This is a genomic window from Streptomyces callyspongiae (assembly GCF_047200695.1).
In the GTDB taxonomy this organism is placed as follows: domain Bacteria; phylum Actinomycetota; class Actinomycetes; order Streptomycetales; family Streptomycetaceae; genus Streptomyces.
In genome coordinates this window covers 1-23,608 of sequence record NZ_JBJZOM010000014.1, presented here as the reverse complement: position 1 = coordinate 23,608, position 23,608 = coordinate 1, and the positions used below count along the sequence as shown (strand labels likewise).

Genomic DNA, 23,608 nt, shown 5'->3' with positions numbered 1-23,608 from the left:
CGGCTGACGCGAGGTCACGGGCCTCGCGCACCGCCGGGCCTTGAGCCGGGCCCACGCCTCTCGGCGCATGGTCAGCATAGCGCAGCGTTCCGCCGGTAGGCGACGGTGTGGACGAGGGGTCGGAGCCTGGCCAGGACCTTCCCGGCTGGGCGCGACATAGGGGAGGGGCCGCGCTCGGTCTGCCGTGCTGGCAGACCGAGCGCGGCCCCTGCTTCGTGTGGCCCGTTAGCTGTACCGTGCCTGCTCAGCGATCTCGTCCATGTCGACCAGAACCTCCGAGGACACCCCCAGGTCGTCTTCCACGACCTGGGGGACTTCGCCGTCCGCGTTGAAGGCGGTGATCCACAGGGTGCCGTCCGGCCCCTTGAGGGCGACCGGCGTGCACTCCTTCCGAGTGGCTTCGGTGGCCGGTTCGTAGGCGATGCGGATGTCGAAGTCGACCGCCGAGTTCTCCTGTCCGGCGCGCTTCCGGGCCTCCTCCTCGATGGCGAGCTGCTTCTGCAGGACGTCGATGAGCGCACGAGCCGAGTGGAATTCCACGATCGGGCCTCCCCTATTCATTTTACAATTCCCGAACGACCCCTATTTGGTGGGGTGTTCGTTTTGAACTACTTTAATTCTATACTTGACCAGTGGCGAAATCCAGTGCAAATCCCCGAATTTAAGGGTGAATTCAGATTGATTTCCCGCCCGTATTCTCGCCCGCCGGGACCCCGACGCCACCGTGCCACGCTAGGGCGCCCACCAGGCAACTCTCGGCCGCGTCGCCCGCCCCTGGGAGCAGGGAGCTCACTCCACCGCACGGCGACCCTGCGCGAACAGGGACGCACCTAACCGGCCGAAAAGAACCGCACGCCCCACGATGAGAGCAGAAGACCGCTACCCTCTCGACGGTGAAAACCACACCAGACCCCACCACATTTCGGACAGCCCTGGTAGACAAGATCCGAGAGAAAGGAAACCTCCGCAGCAAGGCCGTCGAGAGAGCGATGCTCTCAGTACCCCGCCACCTCTTCGCTCCCGAGGCCACCGTGGAGGAGGCGTACGCCGACGACGTCGTCTGCACCAAGGACAACGAACACGGCGAGACAACCAGCTCCGTCTCCGCTCCCTGGCTGCAAGCCGAGATGCTGGAGCAGTCCGGACTCCGCCCCGGGATGCGCGCCCTTGAAATCGGCTCCGGCGGGTACAACGCAGCGCTCATGGCCGAAGTCGTCGGAACCTCGGGCGAGGTCGTCACCGTCGACATCGACCCGTTCGTCACAGAGCGGGCACGCCGCTTCTTGAAGGAGGCCGGGTACGAGCAGGTCACCATCCTCGAGGCCGATGGAGCCTACGGCGCACCCGACCGGACACCCAACGGCGGGTTCGACGCCATCCTCGTAACCGTCGAGGCCGCGGACATCCCGCCGGCCTGGATCGACCAGCTCGCCCCGCACGGGAGACTGGTCGTGCCGCTCCGCCTGCGCGGCATGACGCGCGCAGTCCGCTTCGACCGCGAGGACGGACACCTCGTCAGCCGCCAGACGACGTACTGCGGGTTCGTGCAGATGCAGGGCACCACCGCCAGCGCGCTGCACACGCTCCGCTTCGACTGCCCGCCCCACGTACAGCTCAACGTGGACGAAGACCAGGACGTGGACGACGAAGCACTGCAGACCGCCTTCACCGAAGCACGACACGAGCTGTGGACAGGGGTGCCGCTGGCCAAGGGCGAACCCGCCCTGCCCGTGCTGGACATGTGGCTCGCCGGCGACATCGCGCCGTACGGCCGCTTCCACGCCTCGAAGACAGCCAGGGACGAGGACCTGACCGGATGGGTGCTCGGCGCGGGCACCACCGCCACATGGACTGCAGACTCCTTCGCCTACGTAGCGCTGCGCCGCTCCACCACGGAGCCGGAGGAGAGCTGGGAGTGCGAGCTCGGAGTCATCGCTCACGGGCCCAGAAGGGAGGAGCTGGCGCAGCAGCTGGCCGATCGCGTGAGGCACTGGGACCGGGCGCTGCGGCCGGGACCGGAACCGGTGATCCGCGTCTACCCCGCAGGAACACCAGACGCTGAGCTCTACCGGGGGAGGGTCATCGACAAGCCTCTCGCCCGCCTGGTGCTGGCAGAGGACTGAGGGAGAGGTGCCCGCCGAGGAGGGGGCGGGACGCAGGAAGGTGGTGCAGGACCGTGCGGTCCGGCACCACCTCAACACCTGGGATGTCAGGCGTGGGCGGTGTCGATGTCCTCCCACATCTTCCGCAGCTCATCGGCGCTGTAGACGCGGCCGTCGTTCTCCTCGTACTCGCTGTGGTCGCCGTAGGCGCCGAGGGCGTCTCCGATCTGGCACCAGATCTCCTCGTCGGTGAAGCGCCGACCGCTTTCCGTCTCGGTGTCGTCGGCGTTCTGCTGGTAGTCGGACACCGCGTGGAAGGCAGCCCGGCAGGTCTCGGAGAAGGCGAACTGCTTGGAGTAGGCGCGGTCCTGGCGCTTGCGCTCGGCGTCGGCTGCCTTGGAGCGCTTCATCTCCACGATGATGCGGACGTGAAATCCGATGTCCTGGCCGGAACTGGTGAGCTGTGTGCCTTCGGACAGGCCGCGGGCGGCGAGTGCGTCGAGGGTGTTGGGCCAGGCGGTGACCCCTTCGGAGGGGACGGCGTTGCCGAGGGCGGCCATCATCACCGGGGACAGGCGGTGCTCGCGGGCGACGGCCTTGAGGTCGGGGTGCCGGGCCTCGATCGTGGTCACCGCGGGAGAGGAGGACTCCTGCTGCCCGGACGGCTCCTCGGGGGCGATCTCGATGGTGAGCACGGTGTTCGTGACGGTGACGCTGCCGGGGCGGGCCCACAGGCGGACCTTGCGGATCAGGTCATCGAAGAAGGGGCAGTAGCAGCAGGGGGCGTGGCCGGAGGTGCAGTTGGCCTCGGCCGCGACGTCGCGGTGGCGGGTGAGCTCGTTGACCAGGGCGTCGCGGGCGGCGTAGAGGGTGGGGAACGTGGCGCGCGTCGTGCTCCGGGTGGCGCCGGTGAGGCGTTCGGTGAGCGCGTAGGCGGGGGCGGCCATGTCGTCCTCCTGGGTGGTGGTTTGTGCCTTTCCTTGTACTTAAATCCTAGATGATTACAGCCTAAAAAGCAATATACAAGGGGGGTATTAAATGGAGGGGGGACACTCCACGTCGACCTGCACGCAGGAGCCGAAGTGTCCGACGCCGACGACGCCCTCTTCTACGAGGAGACCGTGACGATGGAGGCGCCGGACGGCACCGAAGGCACGACCTCCGGCGCCGTCCGCCCAGGCGGGCACCTGTCCGACGACCTGGAGGCGCTCGCGTAGTCGGCGGCAGCCGCCGCAGGCTACGGAGCCGGCGCGTAGCGCACGGGCAGGTTCGGGCACGACGCTGCGACACCGGCCAGGGCCTCCCGCTCGGCCATGTCGGCGGACAGACCCCACGACAGTTTCACCGCCGTCCAGTCCGCCGCGTACCGGCACTGCACCGGATCAGCCGGCATCCAGTCGGCTGGGTCACGGTCGGCTTTTTGCCGGTTGGACCGGGCGGTGACGGCCACCAGGTGCCGAGGATCGTCCAGGTAGTTCGCGTACGCGCTGCGCCGCTCCCGCGTCCAGGCGGACGCCCCGCTGTCCCAGCTTTCCGCGAGCGGAACGACGTGATCGATGTCCAGCCCGCGGGGGCCGTCGACCACAGAGCCGTCGTACCAGGAGAACCAGCGGCCCCCGGACAGCCGGCACCGGCCCGTGCGGGACGGGGCGACCACGGCCTCCTCCAGCAATACCTCCGACCTGGTCCGACACCCGTCCTTGTCGATGTCGATCCACCTGCCGTACGAGGACACCCGGTCATACCCGGTGCGGTCCTCAGCGGAGAGCGGCAGCGCGGCCACGGCATCGCGCAGCGGAAGCGTCCGCCCGCCGGTCCCGGCATAGGCCGGAGAGTTGGCGAAGGGAAAGAGCAGGAGGACCAAGAAGGCCGCGAAGGCGCGCGGCGTGGTGAGTGCGCTCATGGCCGGTGTCCTGGCCCGTGCGCGGAGGAGGTATGCCGCAAGAGGTCGGACCGTACACGACAGAGCGAAGGAGCAGCGGGAGGACGCTCGCAGGGAGAGGAGATGCAGGGACCCCACCCCCGTCCAGGTAGATGACCTCGCGGGAACCTGCAGGCGACACGAAGCCGGCGGAGGAGCGTTGAGACGGTGTCGTGGCGGCCGCCCGTCCCGCCTCTTTGTCAGTCACCTTACCTAGCGTTACCCCCGTGATTCGCACAAGTCAGCACACAAACGATCAGACAACCTCGGAAGTGGCATTTCTGACTGCTGGTGAGATGCTGCACCGGTTCCGCAGCGGAACCCTCACTCCGGATCAAGCGGTCGAAGCCTGCATCTCCCGTATCGAAGACGCGAACGGGACGGTCAACGCGTTCGTGCGCACCGAGTTCGAGGCAGCACGCGAGGCAGCGAAGGTGGCAGCTCAGCGGTACGCGGAAGGTACGGCCCGACGCTTGGAGGGCCTGCCGATCGCCACCAAGGACCTGTTCGACTTCGAGAGAGGAGTGCGCAACACCTTCGGCAGCCGCATCTTCACCGAAGACGTCGCGTTCATTCCGCCCGCCTCTTCCCAGCACGTCAACCGGCTCCTCGACGCCGGAGCGATCTCTCTGGGGAAGACCGCAACTCCGGAGTTCGGGCACAAGGGCACCTGTGCCTCACCCGCCTACGGGGACACCAGCACACCGTTCCGGCCCGGAATCAACTCCGGAGGATCCTCGGGCGGATCGTGCGCGGCCGTGGCTTCGTTCATGACCGCGGCAGCCGAAGGGTCGGACGCCGGCGGCTCGCTGCGCATCCCCGCCGCACAGACCGCCACCGTCTCGCTCAAGCTGACATACGGACAGGTGCCCACTGACATCCCTCCGGTGTCGGTCAACCCGTATCTGTTCACCGGACCGATCACCCGCACCGTCGAGGATGCTGCGCTGCTGGCGGATGAGATGGCACAGCCGTTCGCAGCAGATCCCACCTCGCGCGGCACCAGTACCGACCTGACAGCCGCGCTCCGCCTCGGAGTCAAGGGCAAGCGCATCGCCTTCTCGCCCGACCTCGACCTCTACCCCACCGATCACAGCGTGGTGCGCACCGTTCGCAACGCCGCCAACGCCTTCCAGGAGGCGGGCGCGCACGTCGAGCAAGCCAAGATCGGGCTGAATGAGGTGCTCGTAGGCATCAACCACGATGAGGGGCACTTGCTCACCCACGGCGACCTGTCGTCCATGTGGCGCGAGCTGATGAGCGTGCTCTACGCCGGTGCGGTCGTCGACTACTTCGCCAGCCACGGCATCGACATGATGCGCCACGCAGAGAAGATGACACCGGAGTTCCGGGATCTGATCGAGCTCTCCGACACGGTAAGCGGACGGCGCGTACGGAACCTGGAATCCCTCCAGAGCAGGATCATGATGGCACTCAACAAGCTGTTCACGGACGAGGGCGTGGACCTGCTCATCACACCGACGCTGGCCTGCGCACCATCGGCGTTGCCCAACGCGGGAGACGGATCGACTCTGGGACCTGAGGAGATTCGCGGAGAGAAGGTGGAACGCACCATCGGATGGTGCATGACCACGCCCTGCAACTTCAGCGGGCACCCGGTGGCAAATGTGCCGGCGGGATTCCTCGATGGGCTGCCGGTCGGCATGCAGATCATCGGCCCCCGCTGGGGAGACGACGCAGTGGTGGCGGCAGCCGCAGCGTTCGAGAAGCTGCGGCCCTGGTACGGCAGCTACCCACGCCACACGCAGCACCCGTTCTGACGTATCTGTCCTGGCGCGTCCGACGGTGGCCGGATCTCGCGGGAGAGCATTGCAGAGGCAGAGGCACCGGGAGAGGCTGTGCTCCGGAAACCGGCGCTGATTCACGAGACTGGGAGGTCTCCACGTGGACGACAAGCACCGCGGTGGGCCGTCGGACAAGCCATGGCAGCCTCCTCCAGAACCGCCGTCCCCGGACGGCGACAATCCTGATCAGAAGTAGCGGCGTGGCCGAGAACTTCCGGGAGGTGTGTGCGCGCGCGGTCGCCGCCAAGGGCGGATTCCGCGACCCGTGGGTGAAAGAAGCCTTCACCGCCGTCGACCGCGCGCAATTCGTCCCGGCCCGGATCTGGTCGCAGACCGCCGGGCCGGACGGCCTCTACCCGCTACTCGATCGTGAACAAGACCCGCACGAGTGGCATCGGGCCGCGTGGGACCCGCACCGCAGCGCCATCACGCAGCTGGACGACCACCGCCACCCCGAGGCCCCAGCACGCGGGGACTTCACAAGCTCCGTGTCCGCCCCAGACACGCAGTGCGAGATGTTGTGCCAGCTCCGCCTCCGTCCGGGACACAACGTGCTGGAAATCGGCACCGGATCAGGGCACTTCACGGCTCTGTTGTGCGAGCGCGTCGGAGCCGGCAACGTCACCAGCGTCGAGGTCGACAAGACCCTCGCGGACCAGGCCGCCAGAAACCTCGAGTCCGCCGGCTACCGGCCGCACCTGGTCCACGGGGACGGGACGAAGGGGTGGCAGCCCGGAGGCCCGTACGACCGGATCGTGGCGACGGCTGCGCTGCGCCGGGTACCGGCGGAACTGACAGGCCAGATGACCCGGCGCGGAGGCGTGCTCCTGGCGCCGTTCGGAACGTGCTACGCCAACGGCGGGCTGCTGCGCCTGGAGGCTCGGGAAGACGGAGGAGCCTCGGGACGCTTCACCGGCACGGCGCACTACATGTGGGTGAGAGAGCAGAGGCCGGGTCGTGAGCTGAATCCTTCGGAAGGGGCGAGGAAGGCTTCTTCGCCGCTGCACCCGGGCCAGGTGCTGGGAGCATCGTGGCGGCAGGACTTCACGCTCGGGCTCCGGGTGCCGGATGTCGCCGTCGCGCACCGCGGCGAGCGAGAGATGCGGCAGGCGCAGTTGTGGGACCAGACGGGAACGTCGGTGACGCTGGTCAACTACTCCCGCTGGTGGGAGGCGACGTCAGTGACGTGCTACGGGCCGCGTGACTTGTGGGCGGAGCTGGTGGAGGCGTACACGGAGTGGAGGTCGGCCGGTCAGCCGGACGTGACCCGGTACGGAATCACTGTGGAGCCCGCTGGAGAGCAGTACGTGTGGAGGGACCAGGACCACGGCGAGGATCTGAGTAGAGCCGGGGCGTAAGCAGGGAGTGCCACACGTCGAGGGCCGGACGCTGGGGTGCGTCCGGCCCTTCGTGCGTTGCGGTCAGATCGCGTGCGCGATCGGCGCGGTGTCCTCGATGAACCTCTTGGCGGTGAGGGCGTCGGAGGCGTCGTTCTCGGTCATGCGGATGCCGGCGCGCATCTTGCGGCCGCGCTCGACCGCGCGGCCCAGGTAGAGGGCGCGGATGACCATGACCGCGTCGGCCAGGTCGGTGCCGTCGAGGTAGGAGGTCTCCTCGACCATGTGCCAGGGCTCGGCGTCGCGGACAGCGGCGGGGTCGGGCTCGCCGGTGCGGGCGAGCTCCTCGTTGCCGAGCGCGGTGTCCATCAGCTCCTGGATGCGGGTGTTGAGGTTGTCGCGGGCGGGGTTCTCGGTGAGGATCGCAGCCATCACTCAAAGTCCTTTCTGGTGGGTTGTGTTGTGCTTCGTGACGCTTTAACCCTAGGAGATGGCCACCCCTAATGCAATATACAAGGGGGGTATTTAGTGTGATGTGGACCACATGAACGGAATGCAGTGAGGCCACCTACCAGCCGTGTTCCACGCGTGAGGTCGCCAACAGGTACCCACGGACGGACTCGACCACATCCAGCGGGTGCCCAACTGCGCTACCCACCTGCAGATACCGGTCGGACACTGCCGGCCACCCACCAGACCGGTCTGCGACCTCGGAGAACAGATCGGACAGATTCGCGGCCACCTCCACGAACCGGCCCGGGGACGAGGTCCACCCGTCAAGGACCGCCACCAGCGTCCCGACCGATTGCGCGTCGTACCGCTTCGGCCGCTCCGACAGCTTCGCACCCAGGCCCCACGCCAGAGACCGGACAGCCGCGCTCTCCCACGACCCCTCACGTCCGGCGTACAAACGTCCGCTCACCCGACACCCGGAACGCTCAGCCTCCTCATCAGCATGGAGACAGGCGATACGGTACAGAGAGACGAGGACGGAGGCGGCGGCCCGGTTGCCGGCCGACGTCAGCGCCGCAGTGATGCGTTCACACTCCTCGCCGTCCGGAGGGACGACGGGCCGCAGCGGGCCACGCTCGGCCTCGAGTTCGTCCCGGGTCATCGGACCAAGGCCACGCTTCCACCCGTAGTCGGCACTGTAGACCGCTTCCTCGCGGTTGGGCATGACCGTGACGTGCCAGCCCTGGTCGTGCGCGTCGACCACCCGGTACGGGAGCTTATCGCCGGACTCGCTGTGCCGGCGGGCGCGGGTGTAGCGCTCATCCCCGTCCATGCGGGCGCGGACGGCCTGCTTCCGGGCACGGTTCTTCGTCACTGCTGCTCCCTCGGCGGCATGCCCACGCTCACGCCGCGCTGAGAGCGGGCGGAGTCTGCGCAGGCACGCGATTCGGAGAACCTTGTCCGGTGCCGGGGCCGGGCGTGGGTCTGTGGTCCCGCTGCGGAAGCTGGCGTACGTGCACGCCGCGCGGTCGATCATACCGGCGCTCGGCCAGTCGGGTGCCCGCATCGGAGGTGAAAAGAGGCATCATGGTGCCTGTCCAGTTCAGGGCCGATACTGGACACTGTGCCCCGCTATCCCGCCCCCCCGGAGAGCGGGGCACAGTCGCGTACAGGCACTTGGATAGGCTCAGGGAGTGTGCCCCGGCCACCTCATCTGGCCGGGGCACACACGAGCGTGCGGCGACGGCTACGACTTCCAGGCCGCGTCGAACCACTTCATGAAGGCGACAGGCCCGCCGACAGAGTTGACCCGCTGGCGGATTGCTCGCTGGTCGTGGCCGACCATGAAGTTGTTGGACGGGTGGGTGACGGACTCGCCGCACCCGCAGGCGCACAGGCGGACGTCGTGCTCCCCGTTGAAGTAGAAGATCGGGTTGCGCTTGTCCCAGGCGTCAGCCGGGCTCGGCTTACCGACGTAGGTGGAGTGGACCGGGTGGTCGGAGGTCAGCACGCGGCCGGTGAGGATGCGGCGGCCGTCCTTGTCTGCGTACCCGGTGCCGTCGGAGGAGGAGATGTTGTGGATCTCCACGGCGGCACGGACGACGCCCTCGGCGGCGAAGAGGGCATAGCGCTCGGAGTCAGCCCGCTCTCCGAGGACCCAGCGGCCGCGGTTGATGTCGTAGACGTCCTGCTCGCTCATGTCCTTGTGCCAGCCGTTGTAGTGGCGGCCCATCGGGCAGGTAGTGGGGTCGAGTTCTTTCGGCTCGCGCAGCTTGATGTGCAGCACGTGACCTCCTCATAGGAATCTAGAGCCCAATACCCTTGTATTGGGCTCTCATTGGGTTGATCCTAAGAGGGCGACCGCCGTGAAAGCAAGTTTGCCCATTGCCCAGGTATTGGGCCATGGGCAAGTATTGATCGTGGAGTGGCGCAGCGTCAGCCCCATCGTCACTTCCAGCAGGCATGATGAGGTTCGTCCAGTTCAGGGCCGATACTGGACGCCCTGCTCCGCTCTCCCACCCCCTCCGGAGAGCGGAGCACAGCCACGTCACGATCAACCCATGGACCGCTCTCGGTTTGTCGCCTCGCGCTTCCACTTCCTGCACCCAGTTCCCCGGCAAGCCGGACGAGGATCAGCACTGCGCGGGTTGCCTCTATAGCCGACAGCTGTGCCACATCGAGCATCCTCTGCACCCAGCACGCACAAGGACCATGCGGCCTCGTCCAACGCTTCACCGAAGGCAGAGTCCCAGTTCGCGCGGCCATAGACCTGGTGGAGGGACACCCCAACCTCCCGAGCAGCCTCGTGGACCGACACTCCGGCTCGTACCTGAGCAAGCAACCGTTCCCGCTGCCCCTGCGAGAAGAAGGATTCAGCGAGTGCACGCCGGCGCTCCTGGCTATCCGCGCCGTGAGCAGCGGTGCAGACAGAACAGCGGCAGCCGACGCGATACAGCGTGGACGGAGAGAAGACGTCGTGGTCGAAGGAGATCCGGATATTCCGCTTCGCCATCCTGGCCAACTGCTCGCCGGACCACACGTGCTCCCTGCCTCCGCGGACGTGAGGGAGGAAGCGGCTGCCAGGAAAGTATCCGTGGGCGATGAGGGCGTTGAGACTCGTCCTGGCCATGCCCATCAGCGCAGCGAGCTGCCTCACGCTGTAGACCGCATGCGGGTCGATCTTGTCCGCGTGCGCAGACAGGGGGTGAGGAAGCGTACTGGTGCGAGCCATGCTGAAGTCCCTTCGACAGCGATCGGGGTCACGGAGACATCCCCTCACGCGAGGGGAGCAGTCCCACTGGCGTGGGAGAAGGCTCCTACCGCCAAGCTGACGGGGCAGGAACATCCCCGCGAATGCGGGGAGCAAGCTGGCCTACCGTTACACCGCTTACGCGGGGACCAGGAAAGCTGCCTTGGAGGTACGGCGGAACGAGACCGTGCCACCAAGAGCAGCCCCGGGATCTTCAAGGGTGTAGCAACCGACGGAGTACGCCATGGCAAAGGTCACACAAGGGGAAGCCTACGGCATACCTACTGCTCCTCCACGTCCCGTACAGCCTTCAACCCCTCCTCGACCTGCGTCAGAGACTCGCGAAGGTGACGCTGTGACACCTCCAGCGCACCGCGCAGCAACTCCAGGTAGTCCTCCATGCCTTCGCCCTCGGGAGGGTTGCACACCGACAGCAGCGCCTCTGCCGCCGACACCGCGTAGTTCACCGCCGGCCCCGGAGAGTACGTTCCTTCCTCCGCAGGAGCGAGGAGAGACTGCAGGCCCAAGGAGGTACGAGCCAGCCGGTCCTGCATCAGCCGTCCCCACGCGAAGGCCATCATCCTCGCTCGTTCCTCTTCCGAGCCGGCCTGGGGCACCGACGCCAGCATCGACGTGTAGCCCGAGAGAATCTCCTCGTGGTCGAGCCGGTCGGTGTCAAAGAGCGCCACATACTCGATCATCGCGAGCAGGAACCCGAGCGACTGCGCCCGAGAGACCGCATCGTCCTCTCCTACACCGACGCCACCCGCACGAAGCATCGCGTGCAGCTGCTTCACCGTCAGAAACCGGTTGCGACCACCGAACGTCCCCTCCTCCATACCTCACTCACCGTCCTTTTCAGAAGAGGGAACCAGGTTCATGCCCCGCAGCATCGCGCCGGTGTACGCCAGGTCGAAACCGCCGTACGGCACCGCGAGCACCAGCAGCCACCGCACCGTCTCGTGGGCCAACTCCCTCGCCTGCACGCCTGTATCCGCGATGTGCTCACACCACACCGCGCGGGCCGACTCCCTGCCGTCCCGCATCATCGCCTCAATCACCCAGTGCGCCACCTGCACAGGCCGCTCGTGGTTGCCGCCCTGCACCTTCCGGTACGCCACGGCTGCGCGTCGGCCGTCCTCGAGGCCGCTGGAGATCTGGTGGCAGTGCGCGATGAGCTGCGCCAGCAGCAGCGCCGCCTCCGGAAGGTCCTCCCGCGAACCCACGTCCGCGACGAGGGCATGGAGCAGTCCTCCAGCACGTTCGGGGTCGTCGCACGCGGCCGCGATGCCGAACTGCAGCAGATCACTCACAGGGAGCTGGGCAAGGACGTCCAGGGCATCAGCCCCAGGAGGACCGTCGGCATCTACCGGACGGGAGAACGGGCTCTCAGGGATAGGCACAGCAACTCACCATCTCGTGAAGGGGTCTGGGAAGCATCGCCCCTTCGCAGGGACGGCACGGGAAGGCTACCGACCCCACCGAGCAGGCAACATCGGATCCAGCACATCAGCGTCCCGCGATGGCGAGCAGCCCCCGCATCAGAAGTCCGGGGAACCGAGCTCGGCGTCGGCCAGCACCCGCGCCCGGTAGTACACCGCCGCCTGAGCCGAGTCGACGCCGCCGAGGTCGACCTCCACCGAGGAGATCAGGTACCGCACGCCGACCAACCGCACCACCGTGCCGGTGGGAAGCACCTGGTCCAGCATTGGCGCCTTCACCTCGGGATGGTGGGCCCCGCGCACCACCAGGAGCACGGTGTCGCCCTCGAGGTGGCCGCGGCCACGCACAGGGAGGACTTCGATCATCAGGCAGGGCTCCTTACTCGAACGGAGAAGGCGAGTGCGCAACGGCGTCGGCCGACAGCTCCGGCGCCAGGTGCCTGAGATCGGGGTGCGTGACAGCCACGGCCCGCAGGCCACGCAGGACGGAGTTCATCCGGTCCAGCGGCTTACCGTAGCGGGAGGTCAGCAGTGGCCCGGATTCCGGGTAGGAGTGCGGAGGCCGCACCGCCCGCACCGGAAGGTAGGCGTCGATCGCCAGCACCGCCTCACGCGGGATCTCCTGCCGCACCGTGGCGTTCCGGGACGCGTTCTTCTGCGGCACCGCCCACGTCACCCGGTGCTGCTCGTCCCGTCGGCCCTCCAGCCGCATCGCGGTCACCTGCCCTGGCCGAAGGTTCGACAGCAGCAGGTACACGATCACCCGGGTCCGCTCGGCGTACTGCCCGGCGAAGGAGGCAGCCGCGAGCATCAGGGCCCGCGCCTGGCCGGGCTCCAGGTAGTCGCGGCCGGGCCTGCCGTCGGAGAACCGGTGGTGATTCTGCCGCAGTTCGGCGTACGTGCCGTGCGGAACGAGGGTGATCGAGTGTGGGTGCGCGCACTCCGCACGACCGGGGCTGATACCCGCTTCACCTTCCGGCGTCGTGGTGCCGTAGCCGTGACCGCAGTGGCGGCACAGCCGGTGCCGCTCGGCGTACCGGTAGAAGGACCGCACCGCAGCGGTGGCGCGGTCGCGGGATCGGGGGGAGGTGCGGTAACCGATGACCCAGTTCTGCAGCGTCATCGGAGTGGGCTGCCACAGAAGATCGCCGGAGAAGGACAACCAGTCAGCGACGTCGCGCGGGTAGTGGTAGCGCGCCGCTTCGGAGAAGAAGGCGCCTGCTTCACTGTTCGGGCCGTTGATCCAGGAGCGGACCACGGCCAGGGGTGCCGGCATCCGGAGCATTCCCACACTCTACGCTATGTGTCGTAACAGAACGATACCTCAGCCATTCTCACCCGGTGGCTGAGGTCCGTGGTGCGGTGAACGAGGCGGGGCGGCGCCCCCGCGCCCACAGGACGGTGGTGGGCTGGGGTACCGGTCTGTTACGACACATAGGTTTAGTGGTGTTTCCGGATCGGAAAAAGAGGTTGCCGGGCAGGGAGTTCGCTGCTCCATCCGGGTGCCATGAGATCGCGTATGGAGCAGCGTGCCCAAACTGCGACGCTCCGGGCTCACCCTGTTGGCCTAGCCGTGTCACTCGTACGGCGGTTGGTGCTCAAGGTTCGGACTGCTGGTGGCCGAAGTCTGGGGTGGGAAGCGCATGTCCCGGGGTCGGCGCGCGGCTGTGGGGGCCGCGCGCCGCACTGCTTGTGCAGGTCGGATGCGGTGCGCAGGGAGCCAGCCTCTCGGGAACTTCGCGCGCAGCCACTCTTCGGATTGACGTAGTATCAGTTTGTGACGGGCGAGCGCATCGCGCCGCCCCGCTTCCCATGCCGAGTTAACGGGGGACCCGTGCTGCGGCAGCCGCTTGCACGGGAACTGTCCACCCATTTCATTTTGAGGTTCATCCTGTTGTCTCTTCGCATATCCGCACGCCCGACTGCTCTCCTGGCAGGCGCCGGGCTCGCGTTCAGCACGGCGCTCATGACCATCCCCGCCCACGCCGAGCCTTCTGACGGAGGAACGGGGTCTCCTGGAGAGGCGACTGCCGTCAGCGCCACCACGGACCTTGAGGTATCCGTGCTGGGCGGAGTCAAGGTGCCCGTCACCGCCTCGCTCAACGCTGTCGAGGCGCCGGAGGACGCGGACAGGACGCTCCTGACCGCTGACGTGCAGGGAGTGGCTGACGGCCAGCCGGTTCGCCTGGTGAAGGCAGAGGTCGCCCACTCCAGCGCCAAGGCGGACGCGTCGCGGGCGACCGGTGCCGTGAAGCTCGTCGGTGTCCGCGCCTTCGCGCCCGGACTGACCCTCAAGCCGCTGGTGAAGGCCGACCTCTTGGAGGCGGAGGCATCCTGCGTCAGGGGACAGAAGCCGGCCGCTTCCGCCGAGCTGGAGGACATCGAGGTGCTCGGAGAGCCCGTCGATGTCGAGGCGCTGAAGTCCTCGCAGGGCCAGGAGGTCAAGGTCCCCGGTGTCGGCAACGTCGATCTGGAACTGGAGCAGGTCACGACGACCGAGGAGGAGGGCGCAGCGACGGCCCTGAGTCTGTCGTACGCCGTGAACCCGCTCAACCTGGGAGTGGTGAAGGCTTCTGGTGAGATCACCCTCGCTGAGGCGACCTGTGCCATGCCGACCGCTGGGGAGGAGACCAGCGGAGGGACGACCGGAGGCTCGGAGGGTTCGAGCGGCGGAGAGAGCGGAGGAACGAGCGGTGCGGGAGGGGCTGCGGGAACGGGTGGCTCTGAGGGGTCGGACTCCGGGTCCTCTTCCGGTGGCGGGGCAACTCCGCAGACTGGTGAAGGGACCGACCTCGCTGAGACGGGTGCTGGATCAGCCACCGTTCTCGTCGGTGGGATCGGTGCCGCAGTTCTTTTCGCTGGAGGAGCCACGTTGTTCTTGATGCGGCGCCGTAGCGCCGCCCAGGGAGGCTGAATCACCGGGTCGCTGGACACCTCGCGCGTGGGAGCCAGGCGACCAGGTTGTTGTGCTTGGTGAGTCCCGGTCTGTCTGTGACAGGCCGGGACTCACCGCGTTGAGCGGCAGGTGAGGGCCCGGTTCAGCTGGTCCAGTCGGTGATGGCCTGGTGGACGTCGCTGACGCGGGCGGTGCCGGCTTCGACGGTGCTGGCGAGTTTGGCCCAGGCGCTCCAGTCGGTGGGAGGGGTGACGGCGTGGTGGTCGAGGATCCCGATGGCGATGAGGGTGGCGAAGCGGGCGTTGGAGTGCTCCAGCATCGGCAGGCGGATGAGGGTGTGGAAGGCGGCGGCGGCTTGGGCTCTGGCGCCCTGGTAGACGGGGCTGCCGGAGATGGCGGCTTCGCAGCGGCCTGCGACGGCGGCGGGGACGCCCCAGTCGTCTACGCCGGGGTCGCCGGGGAGGGTTCCGGCGGCGGCGGACAGGTGGGAAGGGGTGAGGCGGTCGCTCACGCGGCGGCCCTTCCGGCGGTGCGCGGTTTGGGGTCGATCCGGGAGTCGAGCTCGTCGAATGCTGCGCTGGCGGAGGGGTCGGCGTTGAGGGCGGCGGCGTAGCCGCGCAGGGGGGCGATGAAGCGGGCGATGTCCTTGTTCACGTCGGCCATGACGGTCTGGTGGACGTAGGCGTTTACGGAGAGGCCGTGCTCGGCGGCTTCTCGGGTGATGCGGTCGGCGTCGTCGGCGGGGACGCGGAGGGTGATCGGCTTCGTCTCCATGACGTCAATGCTACCAATGGCGTCATTACGTGGAGAGGTGCGCGAGGGTCGGGCGGAGAGCGGTGGCCTGCGGCTCTCCGTCACGAACGCGGGCCTTGAACTACGTTTCGCTGGTCACGGGCGCGTAGCGGGTACGGGGAGCCGTCACCGGGTGGGGCGGGGTGACGGATTCGCGTACCCGCTCGGAGGCCTTCCGGGAACGGTAGGCGGCCTGCCTGCAGGCGTGGCAGCAGTACACGGAGTCCCGGCGGTGCCCGTGGCCGAGAGCGAACCGACGGCCGCAGGCCGGGCAGCGGACGACGTGCGCGGTCTCGGCGCCGAGAGTCAGCCACAACCCGATTTCGACGGCTTCCTCGTAATGCCGGCGCCACCGGCGCGCGGCAGCCTTGCACGCCGCGGAGCAGAACTGCTTGTCGCTGCGGGAAGTCGCCGGCAGCGGCTCGGTGCAGTGGATGTACGCGCAGAGGCGTATCCGCCCGGCCATGTCTCCAGCGTACGACGGTGCTGCTCTGGACGGGTCAGGTCATGTCCTGGTCGATGAGGCGGAGCAGGGCCTGGGCCAGGAGAAGGGCGGGGAGGACGAAGCCGGGACGGTAGGTGGCTCGGGATACCTCGTGGGCGGTGCGGTGGCGGTTGAACCCGTCGTGAGCGTTCCAGGAAGGGGCGAAGGCTTCGCTCAGGCCCGCGAGGACGAGGTAGCGGACGTACTGGAACAGCGTTAGGTCCTGGCTGAGCGGGTACTGCTGCAAGGCCGCGTTGAGGGTGAAACCGTGGGACTTCCCGACCTGCTTGTCGGCGTAGTTGGCCGCAGGGAATGTGGAGCGGACCAGGGCACTGCCGTGATCGGTCATCGTGGTGTCGAGGACGTTGCCGGCGAGGGCCTGGGCGGCTTCGTCGTGACCGGCGTCTGCCGCCGCCACGGCGGCGTCGAGGAGATCTCGGAGCTCTGCGAGGTCGGATGCCGTGATCTGGTCGAGGCTGGCGGATACGTCCTGCAGGACGGTGTCGCGGTGGTCGGTCAGCGTGGTGGAGCGCTGCTCGGGGGTGGTGGCGGCCAGGACGGCGAGGACGGTATCCGGGTGCGGTGCCCAGGCGAGGGAGAGCCCGTCGGAGTGGCTGATCTTCAGGACGCTTTCGATGTCGTCTGCCTCGAGGCCGGACAGGTTGTCCGGGAGGAGGTCACGGGAGGCGCGCGCGACGCGTTCGTAGAGGCTGCGGGAGATGGTGAGTCGGCGCTGGATGGCGGAGATCTGCTGTTGCCACTGCGCGGCCGTCTGGGCTGAGCGGGCAAGGTGTCCGGCTTGGAAGGCGGTGCGGTGGGTGTCCAGCGCACGCTGGGCAGCTTCTGCGGCGGCGATGGAGCGGGGGTAGAGGGCAGCTTGTTGCGCGAGCTGGCTGGTGGCGGCGATGGAGAGTGCGCGTCGGGCGTTGGCGGAGATGCTCTGGGCGCGGTTGGCTGCTTCCCGGATGAAGTCGGGTGTGGTCGGGCGGGGCGAATTGGGCATGAAGCGATTCTCACCCGCCAGACGTACAAGGGCCTGGTTGCGGTCAGCTGCGGGCGGGGTGGTGCGGAGGCCGGGGTGTGCCCCGGCCTCCGCGGTGGTCAGGCGGCTGCGCTGTAGGTGGCGGCGTAGTCGCGGAGTTCGCGGGTGCTGGCGGTGTCGGCGGTGTCGCGGAAGAGGGTGGCAAGCTCGCGTGCTCGGCCAGTGATGACGTCGTTGCGGTGTTCGGGGCTGACGGATTGGAGGCAGGCGCGGGCGTAGGAGGCTGCCTCGTCGGTGCGGCCGTCGCGGTGGAAGCACTCGGCTTCGGTGAGGTCGGCAAGCGCGCGGTTCATCGCGTTGTGTTCGGTGCTGCGGACGGCGCCGAGCCAGGCGCGGGCGATGTCGGTGTCTCCGATGCGGGCGCAGGTGTCCGCGGCGTACGTGGCGTGCTGGCGGTGGGTGTAGTGGATGAGGCTGGGGGGTGCGTCGGCTTCGTCGCGTGTGGTGACGAGTGCGTTCTCGGCGGTGCCGAGGGCGGTGCGGGCGCCGGCGTGGTCTCCGGCGGCGGCGCGGGCGCGGGCGAGTTGGTCGTAGGCGAAGGCGCCGGTGGGGGTGCGGCGGGAGGCGAGTCCGGCTGCTGATTCGGCGCAGGCGATGGAGCGTTCGTGGTCGCCGCGGTAGAGGGGTGCCCAGGTGGCGCAGGCGCGGACCCAGGCGGAGGTGTCGGTGTCGGGGGATGCGCGGAAGGCGTGGCGGAACCAGGCGGCTGCTTCGTAGGAGTTGCCGGCGTCGGTGTGGAATCCGGCGAGGAGTCCGGCGGCGTGTGCTTGGGCGACGCGGGCGATGTTGTCGTGGCGGGTGCGGGTGAGGGCCGTGGCGTCGCGCCAGGCGGCGAGTGCGCGGGAGGTGAGGTCGGTGGGGTTGCAGTGGGGGGTCATGTGGTCGGAGGCGATGCGGTCCAGGGTGGTGCGGAGGCGTTCCAGCGCCTTGGTGGTGGTGCCGGCGGCTTCCAGGGTGGAGGCGTGGGCGGTGGCCGCGTTGGTGAGGGTGAGGGCGGCGGGGAGGCTGGCGGTCGCGAGGAAGGCGTTCAGGAGCTTCCGTCGTTCCATGGAGTTCTCACGTCCTTGGGTCTGGGCGCCGAGGAGCCGTGTGTGTACGGGAGTTCGGCGCGGCAGGGAGGGGTCTGGGCTGTTGGGCATTGCGCTGTTCTCCTCATCAGGGTGAGGTGTCCAGTTGTGCCTTGCAATACCCATTCTAGCACTTTTACCAACCTTATTACATAGATTCAGAGGGTGGGTTTTCGTGGGGTTCCGGCCGTCCGTTGCACGGGTGAGGTGGCATCAGGTCGCCGTGTTGGGCGTGGCCGTGGTCGAGCTGCAGCAAGGCGGTGCGAAGACGGCGCTCCCCCAGCAGGCGCAGGGCGTACGCGTGATGGGCGTCGTGCGAGCCGGATGCGGCGGTGAGGTACGCCAACGCGGCTTGCTGCGCCAGGCGCCCGAGGCGGAGCATCAGGAACGCCTCGTCGCTGCTCAGGTCGCTGCCGGACAGGCGGTGCGAGAGGTAGGGAAGTGACTCGGCGGCAACGGAGACCGCCTCCAGATCGCGGCTGGTCGCCTCGGCCCTGGTCGCAACATCTGCCGTGTGGGGTGAGGTGTCGGAGCTCGGGTCGTCGGCGTCCGGCGTGCCGGTCCGGCCGGGTGAGGTGGCCTGCTCTCCCGGCCGGCGGGCGCCGGATTCGTCGTGGCAGGTCGCATCATCTTCCGCGTCGGGGCGGGTGTTGCTGTCGGCGGGTTCGTACATGCGGGGTTCCTCCTCGATGCGTCGGGCGGTACTCCCAGGGAGCGTAGGAGCGGCGCTGTGGGCGTGTGGGCGGTTCAATGCTCTTGGTGGAGGCGGGCGGGGTCCGGGGGGTAGCCCAGGGAGCGCAGGGCGGTGTCCAGGAGTGAGGCGACGAGGGTTCCGGCGCCGGGGCTGCCCTGGTCGGCGTTGAGGGCGAACAGGCGGCGCTTGAGGTCGAGGGCCTGCGGCACGGAGTAGTTGAGCTGCTCCTTTGTGGCGCGACGGGAGTCCAGGACGCGGGCGGTGTCGGGGTGGGGGGCGGACCAGTCGGGTTGTGTCCTGCTGCGGTCTTCGTTCTCGAGGGCGTCCGCGATCTCGCGGAGGCTGCGGGCGTAGTCGGCGCCGGTGCGCACGGTGTCCTCCTGTGGAGTGGTGGGGGAAGCGCGCGTGTCACTAGAGACACGCGCATGTCACTACCTAGAACTCTAGTCATGTCAATGGACGTGCTTCTAGTGACACGCGTCGGGAAGAGCCCGCCGCACCAGAGTGCGGCGGGCTCACCTTGAGACTTCTGTGCTGGTCAGAAGCCCATGATGCGCAGCCACCGGTCCATGGCGACCGCTACAACATCCCCGACGGGCACCTTGTGGAGCCGGTTGAGGACCTTGTACGTCGTCAGCCGGTGGTTCAGCTCCAGCGGCTTCGGCACCGACGCCTTGAGGGTTTCCCGGTTGATGAAGCGCTGCTGGAGCACGTCCTCGGCGTGGGGGACGTCCCCGGGGGTGCCGGGGCCGGTGTAGCTGTTCCACGGAGGGTCGATGTCCGACGTGGTCGGCTTGCCTCCGCGCAGCCACCAGTCCAGGGCGACGGTCACAAGGTCGCCCTGCGGGATGTGGTTTATGCGGGAGACGACCTTGAGCAGCTGCAACCGGTGAGCGATCTGCAGCGGCTCGGGCACCGAGGCGTTCAGCGGTTCCCGGTCGATGAAGCGCTGCAGCAGCACGTTCTCCGCGCGGGGGAACCCTTCCGGCACCGGAGGCGGCGTGTACTGGTCCCACTGCGGGGCGCCCTCCGCCGCGGGTGCCGGAGCCGCCGAGGCCATGTGGCGTGCCAGCTCGGCCCCGGTCACCGACGGCTCGGAGGCCGGGCGGGCGGGCTCCGGTGCCGGCGGAGGCTTCTCCTCGGCCACCGGAGCCTGCTGAGGCTCGGCCGCAGCGGGAGCCGGTTCGGGCTCCGGCCGGGGTGGTGCCGGTGGAGCTTCCGCCGTACGGCCGCTGGGTGCGGAGGGCGGCGGTTCCGTGACGGGAGCCGGGCCGGGGGCCGGAGGAGCGGCCGGGCGGGCGGGCTCCGGTGCCGGCGGAGGCTTCTCCTCGGCCACCGGAGCCTGCTGAGGCTCGGCCGCAGCGGGAGCCGGTTCGGCCTTGCGGTGCAGAGGCCGGGGCGGCTGACGGCGTACGCGGTCCTGCTGCGTGCCGGAGCTGCCGCTGTCCTGCCCACCGTCGCCAGAGGCGTTCTGGGAGCTGCTGGTGCTGGGCTTCTTCCTCGCGTTCTTCGCCCTCTTGGCGTTCAGGGCATCGAGTCCGTCACCGGCCATAGCTGTCCACCGCCTCGGCCACGGCCCGCATCTCCTCGATGAACGGGGACGTGCGCTTGGACTCGGCCGACGCGCAGATCGGGACCCGGTTCTTCCGGTCGGGGATCCAGGTGTAGTTGCTCACCGGAGGGCCGATGGTGATGCCGTACTTGCCCTTGAACTTGACGAGTTCGTCCAGGGCCCAGGCGGCGGGGCTTCGGCCGATCTTGTAGGGGATGACGAGCAGCGGGTAGTCCGCGACGTTCTGCAACAGTCCCTCCAGAGCGCGCATCTCGTCGCGGCCGAGGACGGCGGGGACGACGGTGACGCGGGCGGCTGCCATGGCGCCGTAGGTGGACTCGCTGCCACCGGGGTGGGTGTCGACCACCAGGCGGCGCTTGAGGTCGTGGGACCAGCGGTTGAGGTGTTCAGCCACCACTTCGGCGCGGGGCTGGTTGCGCTCGAAGTCGGTGTGGCCGGGGATCAGGTCGGGCTTCCGGCCGCCGCCGGACAGCGGGCGGGGAGTCTTCCCGGTGCGGAAGGCTTCGATGAGCGGGGACTTGACCCTGTTCTCCTCGAAGTACCCCCATCCGCGGGTCACGCCGCCCCAGTCCCATTCCAGGTCGGTGAGAACTGCCTGGAAGAGGGCGGAGAGCTCCTTGGCAGTACGGCTCTTGCCGATCCCGCCCTTGAAGCCGGCCGTGGCGACGATGTCCGGTTCTTGCTCCGGAGGGACGTAGGAGGAGGAGGATTCCTCCGCGACGTCCTGAGGCGTCTGGTGAAGGAGCTCGTCGCCGTGGTGGCGGGCCGAGGGGACCTGGGTGTCCTCGTCGGAGAAGGTATCCATCGTCTCGTGGCTCATGCGTTGCCCCCTCCGCTGTGGTGGATATTGTGGGTGGTCACGGCTCTTTGCTCTCCTTGCCGTTGGTTGAGGGTCGGGTTCGGTTGGCGCCCGTCGGGGATGGTGACTCCCCCCGGCGGGCGCCGTGCGTTCAGTAGCCCTGGGAGGTCCACTTCACGCCGTAGAGCGTGTCCATTCCGCCGGGGCGGGTCTGGACGGGCTCCAGCCTGTAGTGCCAGCGGCACCCGGGGCACTGCTCGGGCCAGCCTGGCAGGTCGCCGCTCTCCAGGGTGAGGAAGCGGGCGGGGATGTGGCGGACGGTACCGCAGCACGGTGTGCTGGTGATGGCCCTGTCGCTGTCGCGGCGGCGGTGCAGGACGGCTGGGCGGATGACGGCGGTTCCGGGTCGTGCCAGGTCGGAGGGTCGCCAACTGTCGTCTCCGATCCGGTATACGGCGTCGGTACTCATCCGGGCACCTCCCACGTTCGGAGGTCCGGGTTCCAGCGGCCTTCGCGGTGGAGCCGGTTGAGGTCGGGGAACCAGGTGCCGTCCGCACGGTAGGCGAGGCGGTGTGCGGCGCACTCGCGTTCGCCGGGCCAGTAGCCGTCCCACTCGGGGGTGTCGCAGATGTGGCCGGGGTCGTCCTCGGGGTCCGGGCAGGCCAGGCCCGTCCGGCTGCACAGAGGGACGTCGCACGTGCAGTCGTGGAGCTGGCCGACGCCACGGCAGCAGGAGCGGCAGGTGGGCGCGTACCAGAGGCCGAGGAGGACGTCAGGTGCGGGCACGGAGTCGTGGCCAGCTCGGTGGACGGGGATCAGCGGCGGCCGGGCGGGGCGCGGGTCCGTGGGCTCGGGGGGCGGTTCGAGGGCGGGGCATGGTGCGGTGAGGCTGGAGCCGGTCAGGACGCCTGCGGTCTGTTCGGCCCAGGCGCCGCAGTCGTGCGCGGTGCACGTCCAGCGGTTCGCGAGGCCGTGGGACGGGTTGTGCGCCATCGTGTGCCCGAGGGCGGTAGCGGACTGGGGTGGCTCGGGGTGGCGCGTCATGCCGGAGCCTCCCCCGGGAGCGTCAGGGCGCGGGTGGGACGCGGTTCGCGGAGCCGGTTGAACAGGGTGCCAGGGTCGTCGCGGGTGCAGCGGCGGGGGAGCCATCGGCCGTAGGTGGAGCGGGCGTAGTTGTCGTGGATGCAGTGGGCGCGTCCGGTGGTGGTGAGTTTCTTCTTGGTGGGGCGCAGCAGGAGCGGGACGCGGTCGAGGGGGACCGTGTTGAGGTCGATGGTTGCCAGCATGGGTGTGTGTTTCTCCTGGTCGGTGGGGTGCTGTCCGTTTCCTTGTGTCATCACTCTATGTGATGCATTGCCTTTCCTCAATGTTCAGCGGGGGTGTTTACGTGAGCTGGACAGGACGACGGGCCCGCCCCGGCGCCAATGGGCGGTCCGGGGCAGGCCCTTGAGTGCCGGTCAGGAGGACGTGGCCGGGCTGCTGGTGGGAAGGTTCGGGCCCATCTCTTCCTGGAGGGTGGGCGTGTGCAGGCGCAGGCCGCGCCACTGGCCGTCCCGGGAGGCGTCGGCCTGGTCGTAGTGCTCAGGGCCGCAGCCGGATTCGGGCGGGTAGTGCTCGATGATCCGCACGTGCTCGCTGGGCCACATCTCCTCGAGGGCGACCCGCAGCTCGGCGTGGGCGTTGGTGATGCTCATGCCGTCCCCGAGCTCGGTGACGACGCAGGTGACGTGGCGGTGGCCGGTGCGGAAGGCGGTCATCATCCGGGTCGCGGGGATGCCGGTGGGCGGACGGTAGGTGACGGTGCCGGTGTCGATGACGGGCGGCCAGTGGTCGGTGCCGGGAGGGTGGGTGGTGGTCACGGGTTCTCTTCCTGGGTGGCGGTGTGTGCGTGGTGGGCGACGGTACGGAGCACGAAGGAGGCTGTGGCGAGGAGGACGAGGACGGTGGCCTTGTCGACGGCGGCTTCGCGGAGGGCGGCGGCCGCGGCGCGGGGGCCGTGAGCGGCGAGCGCCCTGCTGATGGCGGGGCGCAGGCCGGTGAGCCGGCCTGCGTCGGCGGCGCGGCGGGCTCCGGTGCGGGTGGAGCGCATGGCGGAGCTGGTCAGGTCTGCGTGGGCCTCGGCGGTGAGCCGGTCGGAGTCGGGGAGGCCGTCGGAACCGCGGAGCTGGTCGGGGCATCCGACGCTGGCCATGGAGAGCATGACGGCGGCGGCGTCGACCAGTCCGCCGGTGCCGTGCTGGCGGTGGAGGTCGACGGCGGAGCGGGCTGCGGCGTGGAGGTCGACGCGCTGGTTGGCGAGGTGGGCGTAGGTGATGGCGTGGGCGGAGATGTCGTCCCAGTAGGTCTGCTCCTCGTCGCCTGTGGTGCTGGTGGTGGTGTCGGTGGTGGTCACCGTGGTGCCTTTCTCGGTGGTGGTGTCGGGTGGGCTGGCCGGTCGCGGCGCCTGCCGGGG

General features: G+C 68.7%; 29 protein-coding genes. 5 read left to right on the top strand and 24 right to left on the bottom strand.

The annotated features are described in order from the left end of the window. Positions 1 to 225: 225 nt before the first annotated feature. On the bottom strand, positions 226 to 540 hold the full coding sequence (locus ACL06G_RS15025) for a hypothetical protein (RefSeq protein WP_412836051.1): 315 nt from the start codon (positions 538 to 540) through the stop codon (positions 226 to 228). 353 nt (positions 541 to 893) lie between these two features. Here ACL06G_RS15025 and fxlM point away from each other — a divergent pair, with 353 nt between their 5' ends. Then, positions 894 to 2,123 (top strand): methyltransferase, FxLD system, encoded by a 1,230-nt coding sequence (gene fxlM, locus ACL06G_RS15020; RefSeq protein WP_412836050.1) that lies wholly within the window; start codon positions 894 to 896, stop codon positions 2,121 to 2,123. A gap of 86 nt (positions 2,124 to 2,209) precedes the next feature. Here the strand turns inward: fxlM and ACL06G_RS15015 are convergent, their stop codons facing one another. Continuing rightward, positions 2,210 to 3,049: a hypothetical protein gene (locus ACL06G_RS15015; RefSeq protein WP_412836049.1), complete on the bottom strand. Its 840-nt coding sequence runs from the start codon at positions 3,047 to 3,049 to the stop codon at positions 2,210 to 2,212. Between the two features lie 135 nt (positions 3,050 to 3,184). Here ACL06G_RS15015 and ACL06G_RS15010 point away from each other — a divergent pair, with 135 nt between their 5' ends. Then, entirely contained in the window at positions 3,185 to 3,319 is a 135-nt protein-coding gene (locus ACL06G_RS15010; RefSeq protein ID WP_412836048.1) for a hypothetical protein, read from the top strand. 20 nt (positions 3,320 to 3,339) lie between these two features. Here ACL06G_RS15010 and ACL06G_RS15005 read toward each other — a convergent pair whose 3' ends face one another. After that, entirely contained in the window at positions 3,340 to 4,005 is a 666-nt protein-coding gene (locus ACL06G_RS15005; protein ID WP_412836047.1) for an HNH endonuclease family protein, read from the bottom strand. Between the two features lie 191 nt (positions 4,006 to 4,196). Here ACL06G_RS15005 and ACL06G_RS15000 point away from each other — a divergent pair, with 191 nt between their 5' ends. Both ACL06G_RS15000 and ACL06G_RS14995 read left to right on the top strand, forming a co-directional pair. Continuing rightward, entirely contained in the window at positions 4,197 to 5,804 is a 1,608-nt protein-coding gene (locus ACL06G_RS15000) for an amidase (RefSeq protein WP_412836046.1), read from the top strand. Positions 5,805 to 6,028: 224 nt separating this feature from the next. Further along, complete coding sequence (locus tag ACL06G_RS14995) at positions 6,029 to 7,186, top strand: protein-L-isoaspartate O-methyltransferase family protein (RefSeq protein WP_412836045.1); 1,158 nt, start codon at positions 6,029 to 6,031, stop codon at positions 7,184 to 7,186. 63 nt (positions 7,187 to 7,249) lie between these two features. On the opposite strand, the gene ACL06G_RS14990 is transcribed toward ACL06G_RS14995, so the two are convergent. From ACL06G_RS14990 to ACL06G_RS14960, 7 genes are all read right to left on the bottom strand, one after another. Next, on the bottom strand, positions 7,250 to 7,597 hold the full coding sequence (locus ACL06G_RS14990; RefSeq protein WP_412836044.1) for a hypothetical protein: 348 nt from the start codon (positions 7,595 to 7,597) through the stop codon (positions 7,250 to 7,252). 136 nt (positions 7,598 to 7,733) lie between these two features. Beyond that, on the bottom strand, positions 7,734 to 8,450 hold the full coding sequence (locus ACL06G_RS14985; protein ID WP_412836043.1) for a hypothetical protein: 717 nt from the start codon (positions 8,448 to 8,450) through the stop codon (positions 7,734 to 7,736). 414 nt (positions 8,451 to 8,864) lie between these two features. Next, positions 8,865 to 9,404, bottom strand: a complete 540-nt coding sequence (locus tag ACL06G_RS14980; protein WP_412836042.1) for a hypothetical protein — start codon at positions 9,402 to 9,404, stop codon at positions 8,865 to 8,867. Positions 9,405 to 10,648: 1,244 nt separating this feature from the next. Then, entirely contained in the window at positions 10,649 to 11,206 is a 558-nt protein-coding gene (locus tag ACL06G_RS14975; RefSeq protein WP_412836041.1) for a hypothetical protein, read from the bottom strand. Positions 11,207 to 11,209: 3 nt separating this feature from the next. Next, positions 11,210 to 11,680 carry a hypothetical protein gene (locus ACL06G_RS14970; RefSeq protein WP_412836040.1) on the bottom strand — a complete coding sequence of 157 codons (471 nt, stop codon included), beginning with the start codon at positions 11,678 to 11,680 and terminating at the stop codon, positions 11,210 to 11,212. A gap of 228 nt (positions 11,681 to 11,908) precedes the next feature. Next, the gene (locus ACL06G_RS14965) at positions 11,909 to 12,175 is read right to left on the bottom strand and encodes a hypothetical protein (RefSeq protein ID WP_412836039.1); all 267 of its coding nucleotides are present in this window, start codon (positions 12,173 to 12,175) and stop codon (positions 11,909 to 11,911) included. Between the two features lie 13 nt (positions 12,176 to 12,188). Next, positions 12,189 to 13,094: a site-specific integrase gene (locus ACL06G_RS14960; protein ID WP_412836038.1), complete on the bottom strand. Its 906-nt coding sequence runs from the start codon at positions 13,092 to 13,094 to the stop codon at positions 12,189 to 12,191. Positions 13,095 to 13,775: 681 nt separating this feature from the next. Here ACL06G_RS14960 and ACL06G_RS14955 point away from each other — a divergent pair. Then, complete coding sequence (locus ACL06G_RS14955) at positions 13,776 to 14,723, top strand: LAETG motif-containing sortase-dependent surface protein (protein WP_412836037.1); 948 nt, start codon at positions 13,776 to 13,778, stop codon at positions 14,721 to 14,723. A 124-nt stretch (positions 14,724 to 14,847) separates the two neighbouring features. On the opposite strand, the gene ACL06G_RS14950 is transcribed toward ACL06G_RS14955, so the two are convergent. The 14 genes from ACL06G_RS14950 to ACL06G_RS14885 form a co-directional block, all read right to left on the bottom strand. Next, the gene (locus ACL06G_RS14950; protein WP_412836036.1) at positions 14,848 to 15,216 is read right to left on the bottom strand and encodes a fic family toxin-antitoxin system, toxin component; all 369 of its coding nucleotides are present in this window, start codon (positions 15,214 to 15,216) and stop codon (positions 14,848 to 14,850) included. Beyond that, positions 15,213 to 15,479, bottom strand: coding sequence for a toxin-antitoxin system HicB family antitoxin (locus tag ACL06G_RS14945; protein ID WP_412836035.1), 267 nt, complete (start codon positions 15,477 to 15,479; stop codon positions 15,213 to 15,215). Before ACL06G_RS14945 ends, ACL06G_RS14950 begins: the two co-directional genes overlap by 4 nt. Before the next feature lie 100 nt (positions 15,480 to 15,579). After that, the gene (locus tag ACL06G_RS14940; protein ID WP_412836034.1) at positions 15,580 to 15,963 is read right to left on the bottom strand and encodes a hypothetical protein; all 384 of its coding nucleotides are present in this window, start codon (positions 15,961 to 15,963) and stop codon (positions 15,580 to 15,582) included. Between the two features lie 34 nt (positions 15,964 to 15,997). Then, positions 15,998 to 16,984, bottom strand: a complete 987-nt coding sequence (locus tag ACL06G_RS14935; protein WP_412836033.1) for a hypothetical protein — start codon at positions 16,982 to 16,984, stop codon at positions 15,998 to 16,000. Between the two features lie 98 nt (positions 16,985 to 17,082). Further along, positions 17,083 to 18,162: a tetratricopeptide repeat protein gene (locus ACL06G_RS14930; protein ID WP_503167850.1), complete on the bottom strand. Its 1,080-nt coding sequence runs from the start codon at positions 18,160 to 18,162 to the stop codon at positions 17,083 to 17,085. A gap of 76 nt (positions 18,163 to 18,238) precedes the next feature. Continuing rightward, positions 18,239 to 18,763 carry a hypothetical protein gene (locus tag ACL06G_RS14925; RefSeq protein ID WP_412836031.1) on the bottom strand — a complete coding sequence of 175 codons (525 nt, stop codon included), beginning with the start codon at positions 18,761 to 18,763 and terminating at the stop codon, positions 18,239 to 18,241. Positions 18,764 to 18,837: 74 nt separating this feature from the next. After that, entirely contained in the window at positions 18,838 to 19,155 is a 318-nt protein-coding gene (locus ACL06G_RS14920) for a hypothetical protein (RefSeq protein WP_412836030.1), read from the bottom strand. 167 nt (positions 19,156 to 19,322) lie between these two features. Further along, a complete protein-coding gene (locus tag ACL06G_RS14915) occupies positions 19,323 to 20,336 on the bottom strand; it encodes a hypothetical protein (RefSeq protein WP_412836029.1) in 1,014 nt (337 codons plus the stop codon). Then, a complete protein-coding gene (locus ACL06G_RS14910) occupies positions 20,326 to 21,177 on the bottom strand; it encodes a ParA family protein (RefSeq protein WP_412836028.1) in 852 nt (283 codons plus the stop codon). The genes ACL06G_RS14915 and ACL06G_RS14910 overlap by 11 nt, the downstream gene beginning before the upstream one ends. Before the next feature lie 130 nt (positions 21,178 to 21,307). Continuing rightward, on the bottom strand, positions 21,308 to 21,625 hold the full coding sequence (locus ACL06G_RS14905) for a hypothetical protein (protein ID WP_412836027.1): 318 nt from the start codon (positions 21,623 to 21,625) through the stop codon (positions 21,308 to 21,310). Next, complete coding sequence (locus tag ACL06G_RS14900) at positions 21,622 to 22,200, bottom strand: hypothetical protein (protein ID WP_412836026.1); 579 nt, start codon at positions 22,198 to 22,200, stop codon at positions 21,622 to 21,624. Before ACL06G_RS14900 ends, ACL06G_RS14905 begins: the two co-directional genes overlap by 4 nt. Then, entirely contained in the window at positions 22,197 to 22,442 is a 246-nt protein-coding gene (locus ACL06G_RS14895) for a hypothetical protein (protein WP_412836025.1), read from the bottom strand. Before ACL06G_RS14895 ends, ACL06G_RS14900 begins: the two co-directional genes overlap by 4 nt. Positions 22,443 to 22,613: 171 nt before the next feature. Next, positions 22,614 to 23,015 carry a hypothetical protein gene (locus tag ACL06G_RS14890; protein ID WP_412836024.1) on the bottom strand — a complete coding sequence of 134 codons (402 nt, stop codon included), beginning with the start codon at positions 23,013 to 23,015 and terminating at the stop codon, positions 22,614 to 22,616. Further along, positions 23,012 to 23,608 (bottom strand): hypothetical protein (locus ACL06G_RS14885; protein ID WP_412836023.1); only part of this gene is annotated, 597 nt, incomplete at its 5' end. The genes ACL06G_RS14885 and ACL06G_RS14890, both read right to left, overlap by 4 nt.

Bases quoted from the DNA above. Each gene is read 5' to 3' on its own strand.
- ACL06G_RS15015 (WP_412836049.1), bottom strand. From the start codon at position 3,049: ATGGCCGCCCCCGCCTACGCGCTCACCGAACGCCTCACCGGCGCCACC.
- ACL06G_RS15005 (WP_412836047.1), bottom strand. From the start codon at position 4,005: ATGAGCGCACTCACCACGCCGCGCGCCTTCGCGGCCTTCTTGGTCCTC.
- ACL06G_RS14990 (WP_412836044.1), bottom strand. From the start codon at position 7,597: ATGGCTGCGATCCTCACCGAGAACCCCGCCCGCGACAACCTCAACACC.
- ACL06G_RS14985 (WP_412836043.1), bottom strand. From the start codon at position 8,450: ATGGACGGGGATGAGCGCTACACCCGCGCCCGCCGGCACAGCGAGTCC.
- ACL06G_RS14975 (WP_412836041.1), bottom strand. From the start codon at position 11,206: ATGGAGGAGGGGACGTTCGGTGGTCGCAACCGGTTTCTGACGGTGAAG.
- ACL06G_RS14965 (WP_412836039.1), bottom strand. From the start codon at position 12,175: ATGATCGAAGTCCTCCCTGTGCGTGGCCGCGGCCACCTCGAGGGCGAC.
- ACL06G_RS14960 (WP_412836038.1), bottom strand. From the start codon at position 13,094: ATGCTCCGGATGCCGGCACCCCTGGCCGTGGTCCGCTCCTGGATCAAC.
- ACL06G_RS14955 (WP_412836037.1), top strand. From the start codon at position 13,776: ATGACCATCCCCGCCCACGCCGAGCCTTCTGACGGAGGAACGGGGTCT.
- ACL06G_RS14945 (WP_412836035.1), bottom strand. From the start codon at position 15,479: ATGGAGACGAAGCCGATCACCCTCCGCGTCCCCGCCGACGACGCCGAC.
- ACL06G_RS14940 (WP_412836034.1), bottom strand. From the start codon at position 15,963: ATGGCCGGGCGGATACGCCTCTGCGCGTACATCCACTGCACCGAGCCG.
- ACL06G_RS14935 (WP_412836033.1), bottom strand. From the start codon at position 16,984: ATGCCCAATTCGCCCCGCCCGACCACACCCGACTTCATCCGGGAAGCA.
- ACL06G_RS14930 (WP_503167850.1), bottom strand. From the start codon at position 18,162: ATGCCCAACAGCCCAGACCCCTCCCTGCCGCGCCGAACTCCCGTACAC.
- ACL06G_RS14925 (WP_412836031.1), bottom strand. From the start codon at position 18,763: ATGTACGAACCCGCCGACAGCAACACCCGCCCCGACGCGGAAGATGAT.
- ACL06G_RS14915 (WP_412836029.1), bottom strand. From the start codon at position 20,336: ATGGCCGGTGACGGACTCGATGCCCTGAACGCCAAGAGGGCGAAGAAC.
- ACL06G_RS14910 (WP_412836028.1), bottom strand. From the start codon at position 21,177: ATGAGCCACGAGACGATGGATACCTTCTCCGACGAGGACACCCAGGTC.
- ACL06G_RS14905 (WP_412836027.1), bottom strand. From the start codon at position 21,625: ATGAGTACCGACGCCGTATACCGGATCGGAGACGACAGTTGGCGACCC.
- ACL06G_RS14900 (WP_412836026.1), bottom strand. From the start codon at position 22,200: ATGACGCGCCACCCCGAGCCACCCCAGTCCGCTACCGCCCTCGGGCAC.
- ACL06G_RS14895 (WP_412836025.1), bottom strand. From the start codon at position 22,442: ATGCTGGCAACCATCGACCTCAACACGGTCCCCCTCGACCGCGTCCCG.